Origin of the sequence: Aeromonas sp. FDAARGOS 1418, from assembly GCF_019048585.1 — a bacterium.
Taxonomy (GTDB): domain Bacteria; phylum Pseudomonadota; class Gammaproteobacteria; order Enterobacterales; family Aeromonadaceae; genus Aeromonas; species Aeromonas caviae.
Window position 1 is genome coordinate 3996547 of the sequence record NZ_CP077387.1, and the last position, 12769, is coordinate 4009315.

At 62.7% G+C, this 12769-nt stretch carries 16 protein-coding genes; all 16 read right to left on the minus strand.

Annotated features, from left to right (window positions below):
• Positions 1 to 106: 106 nt before the first annotated feature.
• Positions 107 to 919: a VacJ family lipoprotein gene (locus I6L48_RS18635; RefSeq protein ID WP_029314176.1), complete on the minus strand. Its 813-nt coding sequence runs from the start codon at positions 917 to 919 to the stop codon at positions 107 to 109.
• 78 nt (positions 920 to 997) lie between these two features.
• A complete protein-coding gene (ccmI, locus tag I6L48_RS18640; RefSeq protein ID WP_216987583.1) occupies positions 998 to 2260 on the minus strand; it encodes a c-type cytochrome biogenesis protein CcmI in 1263 nt (420 codons plus the stop codon).
• Positions 2257 to 2739, minus strand: coding sequence for a cytochrome c-type biogenesis protein (locus I6L48_RS18645; protein WP_010673951.1), 483 nt, complete (start codon positions 2737 to 2739; stop codon positions 2257 to 2259). The genes ccmI and I6L48_RS18645 overlap by 4 nt, the downstream gene beginning before the upstream one ends.
• A 10-nt stretch (positions 2740 to 2749) precedes the next feature.
• Positions 2750 to 3280, minus strand: a complete 531-nt coding sequence (locus I6L48_RS18650; protein ID WP_041215578.1) for a DsbE family thiol:disulfide interchange protein — start codon at positions 3278 to 3280, stop codon at positions 2750 to 2752.
• Complete coding sequence (locus tag I6L48_RS18655; RefSeq protein WP_041212639.1) at positions 3277 to 5232, minus strand: heme lyase CcmF/NrfE family subunit; 1956 nt, start codon at positions 5230 to 5232, stop codon at positions 3277 to 3279. Before I6L48_RS18655 ends, I6L48_RS18650 begins: the two co-directional genes overlap by 4 nt.
• Positions 5233 to 5311: 79 nt before the next feature.
• Entirely contained in the window at positions 5312 to 5803 is a 492-nt protein-coding gene (gene ccmE / locus I6L48_RS18660) for a cytochrome c maturation protein CcmE (RefSeq protein WP_010673948.1), read from the minus strand.
• Entirely contained in the window at positions 5800 to 6006 is a 207-nt protein-coding gene (gene ccmD / locus I6L48_RS18665) for a heme exporter protein CcmD (RefSeq protein WP_039039901.1), read from the minus strand. Before ccmD ends, ccmE begins: the two co-directional genes overlap by 4 nt.
• 2 nt (positions 6007 to 6008) lie before the next feature.
• On the minus strand, positions 6009 to 6749 hold the full coding sequence (locus I6L48_RS18670; protein WP_010673946.1) for a heme ABC transporter permease: 741 nt from the start codon (positions 6747 to 6749) through the stop codon (positions 6009 to 6011).
• Positions 6750 to 6915: 166 nt separating this feature from the next.
• Entirely contained in the window at positions 6916 to 7584 is a 669-nt protein-coding gene (gene ccmB, locus I6L48_RS18675) for a heme exporter protein CcmB (RefSeq protein ID WP_128271629.1), read from the minus strand.
• Positions 7585 to 7587: 3 nt separating this feature from the next.
• On the minus strand, positions 7588 to 8223 hold the full coding sequence (ccmA, locus tag I6L48_RS18680; protein WP_216987584.1) for a cytochrome c biogenesis heme-transporting ATPase CcmA: 636 nt from the start codon (positions 8221 to 8223) through the stop codon (positions 7588 to 7590).
• A 219-nt stretch (positions 8224 to 8442) separates the two neighbouring features.
• Positions 8443 to 8829, minus strand: coding sequence for a DUF2802 domain-containing protein (locus I6L48_RS18685; protein ID WP_010673943.1), 387 nt, complete (start codon positions 8827 to 8829; stop codon positions 8443 to 8445).
• A gap of 71 nt (positions 8830 to 8900) precedes the next feature.
• Complete coding sequence (locus I6L48_RS18690; RefSeq protein WP_010673942.1) at positions 8901 to 9389, minus strand: chemotaxis protein CheW; 489 nt, start codon at positions 9387 to 9389, stop codon at positions 8901 to 8903.
• 69 nt (positions 9390 to 9458) lie between these two features.
• Positions 9459 to 10325: a chemotaxis protein CheW gene (locus tag I6L48_RS18695; RefSeq protein WP_104452535.1), complete on the minus strand. Its 867-nt coding sequence runs from the start codon at positions 10323 to 10325 to the stop codon at positions 9459 to 9461.
• Positions 10322 to 11116 carry a ParA family protein gene (locus I6L48_RS18700; RefSeq protein WP_010673940.1) on the minus strand — a complete coding sequence of 265 codons (795 nt, stop codon included), beginning with the start codon at positions 11114 to 11116 and terminating at the stop codon, positions 10322 to 10324. Before I6L48_RS18700 ends, I6L48_RS18695 begins: the two co-directional genes overlap by 4 nt.
• 4 nt (positions 11117 to 11120) lie before the next feature.
• Complete coding sequence (locus tag I6L48_RS18705; RefSeq protein ID WP_216987585.1) at positions 11121 to 12029, minus strand: OmpA family protein; 909 nt, start codon at positions 12027 to 12029, stop codon at positions 11121 to 11123.
• Between the two features lie 2 nt (positions 12030 to 12031).
• The gene (locus I6L48_RS18710; RefSeq protein ID WP_042016381.1) at positions 12032 to 12769 is read right to left on the minus strand and encodes a flagellar motor protein; all 738 of its coding nucleotides are present in this window, start codon (positions 12767 to 12769) and stop codon (positions 12032 to 12034) included.

The following is a 12769-nucleotide window of genomic DNA, read 5'->3' on the forward strand; positions in this document are numbered from 1 at the left end:
GCCTTTCTTGCCAAAACGCCCCGCACTTGCGGGGCGTTTTTTATGGTCGAACACCTGCCATCGACAACAAAGGCGCCCGCAGGCGCCTTGTGGAAGATGACCGTGCTTACTGGTCTATCTCGTCCATGTAATCGTCGAGGTTGCCATCATCCGCCGCCTCTGGCTTCTGCTCCTGAAGCTCGGGTTTGCGGCCCGTCACCTTGCCATCGTTGTACTGCAAGTAGAAGTCCTTGGTCAGGGCGTAAGGATCCAGCGCGTTGTCGATGATGCGCTCCTGATCGATCAGCTTGGAGCGGGTGCCGAGGCCATCCAGTGCCCAGTGCACCACCTTCAGCGGGAAGGTCAGCAGGGCATAGGGGAAGTAGATGGTATCGATGGTATCCCCTACCAGTTGACGGGTGGTGGTGGGACCGTAGACCGGCACCATCAGATAGGCGCCATCCCCGATGTCGGCCTTGCCGAGCACGGTATCCATCTCCAGCGTGTTGCGAGCCAGGCCCGCATGCTTGGCCACGTCGAACAGACCGAGCAGGCCCACAGTGGTGTTGAGGGTGAAGCGGCCCAGGTTGGTACCGGCCCCTTTCAGATCACCCACTAGCAGGTGGTTTACCATGCTGCTCGGCTCGTCGAAGTTGTCCACGAAATTCTCGATGCTGTCCCTCACCCCTTGCGGGACATAGCGGGCATAGCCGTGTACCACGGGGCGGGCCACATAGGGCTCCAGCACGTCATAGTTGACGGCCCACATGGCACGGTTGGGCCCCTGGAAGGGGTCGCGAGGATCGCTGGCCGTGCTGGATGCCCCGGGGCGGCTCGGGGTCTCGCCGAGATCCAGGCTCTCCGGGCCCGGCTTGGGAGGGCCGCCCGCACAGCCCGCGAGCAGCAATGCCACCGCCAATGCTCCTGAACGCAGATACATATGAAAGTCCTAAGATTTTTTTGGGTATTGATATGAATTATACAGGGGGCCCACCCCAAGGGGTGGGCCAAAAGCGTATTAGAGGGCGTGATCGATGCGGATGTCAATCGGCGCTGTGGGGATGGTGCTGGTCGGCACGGTGACCGAAACCCCTTCAAAGGCGCCTTCCTTGTTCATGACGTTGCCACCTCGGGAGAGGCGCGCCTTGAACTGCAGCTCGGCATGGGCCGCCAGCTTGCTCCCCTCCATCATGGCATCCCCGTCCCCCAGGGAGAGGGTGAGCGGGAGATGCGGGTCTGCAATGCGCTTGACCGCGATGGGCATGGGCGGACCGTTGGGGATCACCGCAAAGACGAACAGATGGGCATCTTCCGGCATCTTGATGCCCGGCGCCAGGGTGATGTGCAGGGGGAACTCCCCCTCTTTCACCGCCAGCACCTCGGCTTGTGCCTGGCCTTCGGCAGACGGGGTGGTCACGGCGATGCCACGCTGGCCAAGCTGCTGCCTGGCGTACTCCATGGAGCGCTCCACCATGGTGTAGCGGGCCGAGCCCGGCTCCAGCAGCGGCAACATCCCCTGCCAGCGGTCGAGGGCGGTCTGGAAATCCTCTTTTTGCAGGGCCATGAAGGCGTGGACGGAGCGGGCCTCGATGTTGGCCGGGTCCTCGGCAATGACCGCCTGCAACAGCTGATCCGCACGGGCTTCCTCCCCCGTCATCATCAGGGCCTGGGCATAGGGCACCGCCACCATGGCCTTCTGGGGCGCGAGGGCGTAGGCACGCTCCAGCGCCTCGCGGGCCATCTCGGGATCATTGCCATCCAGGGTCAGGCGCCCCAGCAGCAGCCAGCCACGGTAGTCGTTCGGTTCTTCTTTCAGCCGGGTTCGCAGGGCCAGGGTGAAGTCCAGCAGATCCTGCTCGGTCACCCGGGTGTCGCGCTCCACCAGGATGCGATTGCTGAGCTCCCCCAACCGGCTGCTGGCATCCTGCCAGCGGCTCACCTCCTGCCAGGCGCCGAGCTTGGCGTAGAGGCCGATGCTCACCACCGCCAGCACCAGCACACCGGGGATCCAGATCAGGCTCTTGCCGCTGCGGGCGGTCTGCTCCACGTCGGGAATATCGTCCAGGAGGCTGCGCTGCAGCTCCACCAGGGATTCCGGCTCCTCCGCCAGTATCCCCTGCTCCCGCTCTTCCCCTATCTCCAGCAGGCGCTGGCGATAGAGCTGCTTGTTGAGGGCCGAGCGACTGATGCTCTGCCGGCCCTCGCCACGCCAGAGCGGCACGATCAGCGCCAGGCTCGCCAGCACCAGCAGGGCCGCACCCAGTATCCAGAATGGGGTCATGGTTTATCTTCCTCTTTGAGCAGGGCGGACAGCCTGGCCTGCTCTTCTGCACTCAGGGTGCCTTCAGGCTGTTGCAAGGGAGCGGGGGCATGGCGGCGGCTTCGCACCACCACGGTGACGACGCCAATCACGATGACCAGCAAGGGGCCAAGCCAGAGGATCAGGGTCGAGGCCATCAGGGGGGGATCATAGAGAATGAAGTTGCCGTAGCGGGCCACCATGTAGTCCACCACTTCCTGCTTCTCCTTGCCCTCGCGCACCATCTGGTAGGTCTTGTCCCGCAGATCCTTGGCGAGCCCGGCGTTGGAATCCGCGATGTCCTGGTTCTGGCACTTGGGGCAGCGCAGCTCCTTAGTCAGCTCGCGAAAGGTCTGCTCCTGGGCGTCGCTCTCGAAGGTGTAGACATCGATGGCGGCGCGGGCCTGTCCGGCGCAGACGAGACCAGCCAGCAGCAACAGGGATGCAATCAGTGTTTTCATCGGGGAGGCCTCACTTCATGGCATCGAAGATGGGTTTGAGGGTACTGGCCCAGACGTCTGGGTTGATGTCCCCCACGTGGCGATAGCGGATGATGCCCTGGCTGTCGATGAAGAAGGTCTCGGGCGCGCCATAGACACCGAGATCCAGCCCCAGCATGCCGTCCGGATCGTAGAGGTTGACCTGGTAGGGGTTGCCAAGCTCTGCCAGCCACTTGATGGCCTTGTCACGCTCGTCCTTGTAGTTCATGCCGACGATGTAGATCCCCTGCCCCGCCAGCTCCTTGAGGTAGGTGTGTTCCCCGTAACAGGTCGGGCACCAGGTGGCCCAGACGTTGAGCAGCATGGGGCGCCCCTTGAGGATGCTCCTGTCGTGCTGCTTGCCCAGGTCATAGATGTCCTGCAGGGTGAACACGGGCACCTCCTTGTCCACCATCACGGATTCGAGCTTGGTGGGATCGGAGTAAAGCCCCTTGAACAGAAACACGGCCCCCATCAGGAAGATGATGAAGGGCAGCAGATAGAGCCAGGTCTTCTTGCTCATGCCTTGGCCTCCTCGTCACGACGTCCGAAGCGGTAGCGCTTGTCCAGCATGGCCAGCACGCCGCCGAGGGCCATGAAGACGCCGCCGAACCAGATCCAGCGCACGAAGGGCTTGTAGTAGATCCGCACCGCCCAGGCGCCGTTGTCGAGCTGCTCGCCGAGCGCCGCATAGAGATCCCGGGTAACCCCCGCATCGATGGCCGCCTCGGTCATCGGCATGCGGCTCACGGTGTACATCCGCTTCTCGGGCTTGAGCAGGGCTACCTGCTTGCCATCCCGGTGCACTTCCAGCACACCCTTGAAACCGTCGTAGTTGGGGCCGTTCTTCTCCTTGATGCCGGTGAAGACGAACTCGTAATCAGCGAACTGGACGCGATCGCCGGCCTGCATCCGCAGGTCCTTCTCGATGCTGTAGTTCTGGGTGCAGGCGATGCCGATGATGCTGACCGCGAGCCCCACGTGCCCCAGGATCATGGCCCAGTGGCTGTTGCCAAGCTTGCGCACGCCGGTGGCAAAACCGTGTTTGTGGGTGGCCCGCGCCCAGGTCTCCTGCACACTGGTGACGATGATCCAGACGCCAAGCCCAATACCGAGCGCAGCCCAGGGTTTGAACGCCTCGGCAAAGAGTTTGGGCAATAGCAGAGCCGCGGCCAGGCTCAGCACCAGGGCGAGCATCACCTTGCCCTTGAGCTCACCGAGATCCTGGCGGCGCCAGCGGAACAGGGGGCCCACCCCCAGCAGCAGGGCGAAGGGGATGATGAGCCAGCTGTAGATGTGGTTGAAGAAGGGGGTACCGATGGAGATGCTGCCAAGCCCCAGCTCTTTGTGCACCAGGGGCAACAGGGTGCCGAGCAGCACGGTGAGCAGGCCCGCCACCAGCAGGATGTTGTTGCCAAGGAGCAGGGTCTCCCGGCTCCACAGCTCATGCTTGCCGTGGCTCTTCACCTGGGAGCCCTTGAAGGCGAACAGCAATAGGGAGCTGCCTATCACCGCCAGCAGGAAGCCCAGGATGAACAGACCCCGGGTCGGGTCCGAGGCAAACGCATGGACCGACACCAGCACGCCGGAACGCACCAGGAAGGTGCCGAGCAGGCTCAGGGAGAAGGCCGAGAGAGCCAGCAGCACGGTCCAGGCCTTGAAGGTGGCGCGCTTCTCGCTCACCGCCAGGGAGTGGAGCAGGGCCGTGCCCGCCAGCCAGGGCATGAAGGAGGCGTTTTCCACCGGGTCCCAGAACCACCAGCCGCCCCAGCCGAGTTCGTAATAGGCCCACCAGGAACCGAGCACGATGCCCAGCGTCAGGAAGACCCAGGCCGCCATGGTCCAGGGACGGGACCAGCGCGCCCAGGTGGCGTCCAGACGCCCCGTCATCAGGGAGGCGATGGCGAAGGCGAAGGCCACCGAGAAGCCCACGTAGCCCATGTAGAGCATGGGGGGGTGGAAGATGAGACCGGGATCCTGCAGCAGCGGATTGAGATCCCGCCCGTCCACCGGGAAATACGGCAGGGTGCGGGTGAAAGGATCCGAGGTGAACAGCACGAAGGCGGTGAAGCCCACCGAGATAAGGCCGAGCACCCCGAGTACCCGCGCCACTGCATCGAGCGGCAGGCGGCGACTGAAGAGGGCCACCGCCGCCGTCCAGCCCCCCAGGGTCAGCACCCAGAGCAGCAGCGAGCCTTCATGGGCTCCCCACACCGCCGAGATGCGGTATTGCAGGGGCAGCAGGCTGTTGGAGTTGGTGGCCACGTACTGCACGGTGAAGTCGTTGTCGATAAAGGCCCAGGTGAGGCAGAGAAACGACAGCAGCAGCAGCAGGAACTGGCTGTAGGCGAGCGGGCGGGCCGCCGACATCATGCCAAGACGGCCGAGATGGGCCCCGATCAGCGGGTAACTACCCAGCAGCAGGGCGGTGGCGAAGGCCAGGATTAGTGAGAACTGCCCTAATTCCGGGATCATTGACTATTCCCTCTCGATTGCACGGAGAAACCTGCCGATTTGGCGGCATAAAGAAGTGAATTCTTGGCGCATACCGGCATCATTGCTTGGCTCCCTGCAACTGCGCCTCTGTGTATTCGGGCTTGAAGTGCATGCCGTTGGTGGCGTCGGCCACTTCCGGCGGCATGTAGTTCTCGTCGTGCTTGGCCAGCACCTCGAAGGCGGCGACCGTGGTGGCATCCTTGAGGGTGCCTTGAGCGACAATGCCCTGCCCCTCGCGGAACAGGTCAGGCAGAATGCCGTCAAACTCCACCGTCACCAGATGGCCGCCGTTGTCCACCAGCTTGAAGGCTACCTTGAGGCTCTGGGGATCCCGCACCACAGACCCCGGCACCACCAGGCCACCGATGCGCAGGCGCTGCCCCTCCTCGGGCTTGATCTTCTCCGGCCCCTTCCCTTCCACCAGCTCGCTCGGGGTGTAGAAGAGGTCGATGTTCTGGCTCAGGGCATAAAGCACCAGGCCAGTCACGCTGGCAAGGCCCAGGCTGATGGCCAGGATGATGGTGAGGCGTTTCTTGCGGCGCGGGTTCATAGGGTGTTCTCCATCTGCTGGGCCGCCTTGCGGCGTGCCTCCCGAGCCTGCTTGTTGCGCAGTTCGCCGAGCAGGCTGCGGGTCTTCAACCGGGTGGAAATGACGATGCCGACCAGGCAGAGCAGGGTCAGACCGAAGGAGAGCCAGACGTAGAAGGCATAGCCTCCCATGGCCATGAAATCACTGAACGAGGCAAAGTGCATGCTTACTTCTCCTGCCTGGCGATGTCGGCGACCCAGGGGCGGTGCCACTCCCGCATCAGCAGCTCATTGCGAAAACGCATCAGGGTCAGGGCACCGAGAAAGGCGGCGAACGCCAGGATCATGATGAGCAGCGGCCACAGCATCTCGGGGGAGATGGAGGGTTTGTCAAACTTGGTGATGGTGGCCCCCTGGTGCAGGGTGTTCCACCACTCCACCGAGTAGTGGATGATGGGCAGGTTGATCACCCCGACCAGCGCCAGGATGCCGGCGGCGCGGCCCGCCACCACCTTGTCGCTGAAGGCGTTGTAGAGGGCGATGACACCCAGATAGAGGAACAGCAGGATGAGCTCGGAGGTGAGCCGGGCATCCCACACCCACCAGGTGCCCCACATGGGTTTGCCCCAGGCGGCGCCGGTAAAGAGGGCAATGAAGGTGAAGACGGCCCCCACCGGGGCGATGGCCGCCACCGTCATGTCTGCCATGCGCAGTTGCCACACCAGGCCAATGAAGGCGGCCACCGCCATGGTGGAGTAGGCGCCCATGGAGAGGATGGCGGAGGGCACATGGATATAGATGATCCTGAAAGAGTCGCCCTGCTGGTAATCGGCGGGAGCGAAAGCCAGCCCCCAGACGGTGCCGATGATGAAGGCGAGCAGGCTTGTCACGGCAAACCAGGGCAGCAGGGTGCCGGCCAGCCCATAGGCGCGCTCGGGTTTGGCATAAGGGTGCAACCATTTCCACATAGCTCACGAAACCTTTCAGTTATTAATTTTTAAGTGGCGAGGGCTACCATACCCATGGGGGAAAAACATCATATCCCCCGAAAGCAATAAGCAGCCATCCCCTTGATCTATCTCAACTATCTCGCCCCTAACAAGGCTTCAAACGAAAATCTTTTCACCAAATCAATCAGTTGACACTCACCCGAAGCGCCGCCGAGATAGCCAGGGGCGTCAGGGTCAATGCCCCCACCAGCATGGCCCCCAGGATGGCGAGCTGACCGGCATAGGGCAGTCCCATGCTCGCCGCGTCGATGGCGGACGTGGCGAAGATAAGCACCGGAATATAGAGCGGCAGCAACAACAGGCTGAGCAGCACGCCCCCCTTGCGCAGCCCTGCGGTCAGCGCTACTCCGACCGCCCCGAGCAGGCTCAGCACCGGCGTACCGAGCGCCAGGGTGGCCACCACGGCCACATAGGTCTTCAGCTCCAGGGAGAGCAGGATGGCGAGCAAGGGGGAGACCAGCAACAGCGGCAGACCGGTCAGCAACCAGTGAGCGATCACTTTGGCCAGGGCCAGCAACCCCAGGGGATGGGGCATCAGCATCATCTGCTCCAGGGCGCCGTCACTGAAGTCGTCACGAAACAGCCGCTCCAGGGAGAGCATGGCCGCCAGCAGGGCCGCCACCCAGATGATGCCGGGAGCGATGCGGGCCAGCAACTGGGGCTCGGGCCCGATCCCCAATGGAAACAGGGTGATGACGATGAGGAAGAACCAGAGCGGGTTGAAGATGTCGGCGCGCTGGCGCAGGGCCATCAGCAACTCGCGGTGAATAAGGTGTATGACGGCGCGCAGCATGGGCTACTCCTGCAACAGCGAGATCAGGGAGAGGGTCTTGAGCCGTCCCTGCATCAGGGTCAGATCCTGGTGGGTCGTAAGGACCACCATGCCCCCCCTGTCCGCGTGGGCGAGGAACAACTGCTCCAGCACCCTGACCCCCTGCTTGTCGATGGCGGTGAAGGGCTCGTCCAGGATCCAGAGCGCCGGTCGCTCGCTCAGCCACAACCTGGCCAGCGCCACCCGTCGCTGCTGCCCGGCGGAGAGCTGCCCCGCGGGATAGTCTTCGAAACCGGCGAGGCCGACCTGGGCCAGCACCCGCCAGAGATCCACGCCGTCCCCGGCAGGGCCATGAAGCTTCTGGTAGAAGGAGAGATTCTCAAGGGGGGTCAGGGTCGCCTTGACGCCGGGCTGATGGCCCAGGTAAAGCAGGCTGGCGTGGTATTCATCCCGGCAATGGCGGATATTCTCCCCATTCCAGCACACCTCGCCAGCAAAGGGCTGGGAGAGGCCGGTGAGCAGGCGCAACAGGCTGGTCTTGCCCACCCCGTTGGGACCCTCAATCTGCATCAAATCCCCGGCACGCACCGCGAAGGAGAGATGTTCAAACAGGGTGCGATCTTCACGCACGCAGCTCAGATTGTTCGCTTGAAGCAGCATGGGGATGTAATCGTTGAAAATGAGGCGGCCTGCATCTTAACACAGGATCCGGAGGCGTCTTTTCAAAGATGCCAATAATCAACAGGATTTGTGGGGAAGATCGCGCCCCCACCAAAGAGATTGATGCCAAAGGATTATCCACCGTCCCGGCATCGAGAAAGAGGTGGCCACGGGCCGAACAGAAAGCGGGGAGGCACCGGCCTCCCCGCGACACATCCGTCAGCTGCGTCCCTTTCGCAGGGAAATAAGCAGCTCCGCTTCCGCCTGGGGCAACTCACACTCGCTCATCACCTCGTCCAGATCGGCACCAAGCTCCACCATCTTGGCGGCGCGGCTGTAGAGGCGGCGCTCCGGATCCTGCAACGTCAGCTCCTGCTGGCTGTCGTGGATCTTCTGCATGGCCCCTTCTGCGGCTTGCAGACGCTGACCCATGCCGATGGCGCCCGTGTGCAGCTCCATCATCTGCTTGCGCAGACTCTCGAGCTGCCCCTGCAGCGCTTCCACCCTGGCCTCGGACTCTCGCTGGCGACGACGGTGCCCCAGGATCCCGTAAAGGGCCAGCACCAGTGCGAGCAAGGACAACCCCAAGGCTGCAAATTCAATCATCAAACCATCACCTTACCGTCACAGGGAGGCGGACAGGTGCCATCGCCCCCGTCCGCACGTTCCCGTCCCTGTTACAGGGAACCAATGTCTTCCCACTCTTCGTCGGAGAGCAGCTTGTTGAGATCCACCAGGATCAGCAGTTGGCCGTCACGGTTGCTGACGCCCTGGATGAACTTGGCACTCTCCTCGGTGCCCACCGCCGGGGCGGCATCGATCTCGGAGGAGCGCAGATAGACCACCTCGGCCACGCTGTCCACCATGATGCCGATCACCTGCTTCTCCGCCTCGATGATGACGATGCGGGAGTTCTCGCTCACGTCCCCGGCCGGCAAGCCGAAACGGGAGCGGGTATCGATGACGGTCACCACGTTGCCACGCAGGTTGATGATGCCCAGCACGTAGTCAGGTGCCCCCGGGACCGGAGCGATCTCGGTGTAGCGCAACACTTCCTGAACCTGCATCACGTTGATGCCATAGGTCTCGTTTTCCAACTGGAAGGTCACCCACTGCAGCACTTCGTCTTCGGCCAGATTCTGTGCAATATTGCGCTTCTCTGTCATCTTCTTGATCCTTGTATGAACCCGTCAACGGGTAAAATTAGCAATAAAACCATGGCGATGCCGATGTTGTCAGCGGCCTTCGATGTTCACGCCCCGGCCAAGCAGCAACAAGAGCTCCCTGACGTGCAGCAGGGCACACATCTTCTCCTTGACCATGCCGGCCAGCCAGGGGCGCTTGCCCTCCTGATGGCGCCACTTCACCTGGTCCCGGTGCAGCAGTTCTGTGCCCTTCAACTGGTGACAGGCCAATCCCCAGGGTGATTCTCCCAGCATAATCAGATATTTGTAATCGTCCATCTCCAGATGCTGGCCCGGCATGACCCACTGGGCCGTGTCCACCACGTTCATCTTCTGCTCGCGGGAGGTCATGATCCCCTTGTACCAGCCCGGCTGGCCGAAGAGAGAGGTCACCTCCCCCAGTTGATGGATGCCCCCCAACTCGGTCAGAGGCACCGCAAACGTCACCCCGGCCACGTCGAAGAAGAGCGCCTGAAACTCGTTGCCGGTATCCAGGTTCTCCCAGGTCGACGGTGCGGGCGCCGCTTCGAGGGCGGGTGCGGGTTCTGCCACTGCGAGGGCGACGGGCTCGACCTCCTCCACCTCGGCTTCCACCACCGGCTCTGCCAGGGCGACCAGAGGCTCACTGTCAACTACCTCCGCCTCGAGCTGGAATGGCTCGACATGCACCTCTTCGTGGCTCAGGGCATCCATCTCGAACTGGACCTGTCCCACCTGGGCAAGCAGCTCGCTCAGCTGGGCCAGTCGGGTATCGGCTTCAAGATAGGGGGTGGCAGCCACCTCCGGCACGGCGACGGTCTGACGTTGCAACGCTGGGGCCGGTGCTTCGTCTTCGGGATCTTCCCGCAGCAGGGCATCGTCCAGCAGCAGGGAGTGGAAATAGTCGTCCATGGCCCGAACCTGGGTGGTCTCTCTCACGGCATCACCTCCTGGGTCCGTTGACGCTCCAGCGCGTCGAGATGGTTGAGCAGGGTCTCATAGGCATAGGTGCCCCGGCTGCCCGGTGCATAGATGGAGGGAGGAATGTGCACCAGACTGGCATCTCTGAATTTGGTGTCGATGGGAATGACCGCATTCCACACCGCCTCCCCATACTGCTCCTTGATGGACTGCAATGTCATCAGGGAGGCGCGGGTACGCTTGTCAAACATGGTCGGAATGATGGTGTAGCGGAACTTCTCCCGCTTGGAGCGCTGCATGATCTCGAAGGTTTTCATCATCCGCTCCAGCCCCTTGAGGGCCAGGAATTCGGTCTGCACCGGCACCAGGATGCGATCGCAGGCCGCCAGCGCGTTCACCATCATGACCCCCAGCACCGGCGGACAGTCGATGAGCACGTAGTCGAACTGATCCTGCACCCGCAGCAGAGCGCGCTTGAGCACCAGCCCCATCCCTTCCCGGTTGCCCATCACCCGATCCAGCGTGGCCAGGGTAATCGAGGCGGGCAGCAGGCTGATGTTCTCGAATCGGGTCTTGAGGGTCATCCGGTTGACCAGCTCGGCGCTGGGTTTGGCCGCCTGGAACAACTCGTACAGGGTGCCTTCCAACCTGTCCGAGTCGAAATCGAGATAGGAGGTCAGGGAGGCGTGGGGGTCGGTGTCGATCAGCAGTACCCGCTGGCCACGCTGGGCCAGAATGCCCGCCAGGGAGACGACCGTGGTGGTTTTACCGACTCCACCTTTCTGATTGGCAACCGTCCAAACAATCACTGTATCAATCCTGCCTTGTTGTTATGCGTATGCCCCCACCGGGCAGCGCGATCACCCTGATCTTTTCACTGTCGACACTCTGCGGTGCGTCCTGCACCGGTGCCACCGTCAGCGGTTTGACGGGGGCTGGCGGCACCCAGGCGAACCTGGATATGGCGACCACCACCTTGCGATTCTGTAATCGTCCCTGCTCGGTGCCATTGTCGACGAAGGGGGAAAACTCTCCGTACGCCTCGTAGGCGAGCCGACCGGGAGCCACCCCCTTGCCCACCAGGGCATTGAGCACTGCCTCGGCGCGGGCTGCTGACAATGTCCAGTTGGAGCGGAAAATTTCGTTGTTTATCGGTTGGTTATCCGTGTAGCCCCGCACCCTGACATAGTTATCGACCGGTTTGAGAATACCTGAAAGCGTATCGAGCACAGGGGCGGCATTGTTACCCAGAAAAGCGCTGCCACTGTTGAACAGGAGACCTGAACTCAGCTCCACCGTCAGCCAGTTTTCATCCTGCGCAAGCTTCACCACCCCCGCATCGACCAGGGCGCCCATGGACTCCTGGATCTGCATGTCGATCTGCGCAAGAGCCGTGCCATCTTGCGAGACGGGCGTGCCCGTGATGGGTGCCCGCGAGGGGGACGCAGAGGCCTGGCTCTCCAGCAGGCTGGGTGCGGCCGAGATCGGGTTGTCCAGCAAGGAATTGCCCCGCCCTTCCAGCAGGCCATCGCTGCGCGGCGCCTGGTTGAAGGCCTGGGTCATGCCCTCGATGACGGCGCGGTACTCCTCCTTGTTGACGATGGCAACGGAGTAGAGCACCACGAAAAGGGCGAAGATGAGCGTCATGTAATCGGCATAGGAGACCAGCCAGCGATCGAGATGCTCTCGCCCTTGCAGGTGCAAACGATAGCGCTTGCGCATGGCTACTCCCCTTTCAGATAAGCCCGTAACCGCCTTTCAACCTGCGGGCCGTTCTCCCCGTGGGCGATGGCCAGAAGCCCCTCCAGGGTCATCTCCTGATAGAGGCCGTAATGGTAGTGGAAGGCGCGCAGCCGATTCGCAATCGGCAGATAGAGCAAGTTGGCAAAGCCCACCCCGTAGATGGTGGCGACGAAGGCCACGGCAATGCCCGCCCCCAGGGTGCCTGGCTCCTCCAGATGAAACATGGCCTGGATGAGGCCAATCACGGCCCCGATGATGCCGATGGTGGGGCTGTACCCGCCCATGGACTCGAACACCCTGGCCGAGTGCTCGTTGCGCTCCTGCTCGATGTCGATGTCCGCCTCCAGCAGGCTGCGGATATCCTCGATGGAGACGCCATCCACAATCATGGAAAGCCCCTGGCGGGTGAAGGGATCGGGCTCGGCCTCGGCCTGGTTTTCCAGCGCCAGCAAGCCTTGCTGGCGGGCGAACTGGGCCCACGCCTTCAGGCGCTCGGCCTGCTCCGCAAGATCCAGCTGCGGCGGAAACAGCATCCAGGTTGCCTGCCTCAGGGCACTGAGCAGGTACCTGCGGGGAGTCTGCAAGATCACCGCCCCCCAGGTTCCCCCGACGACGATGACAAAGGCCGGGCCATCCAGCAGGGTCAGCAGGCTCCCGCCATGCCACCACTGGGCGATGGCGACGGCCCCCAGCGCCAGCACCAGGCCGAGCATGCCCAT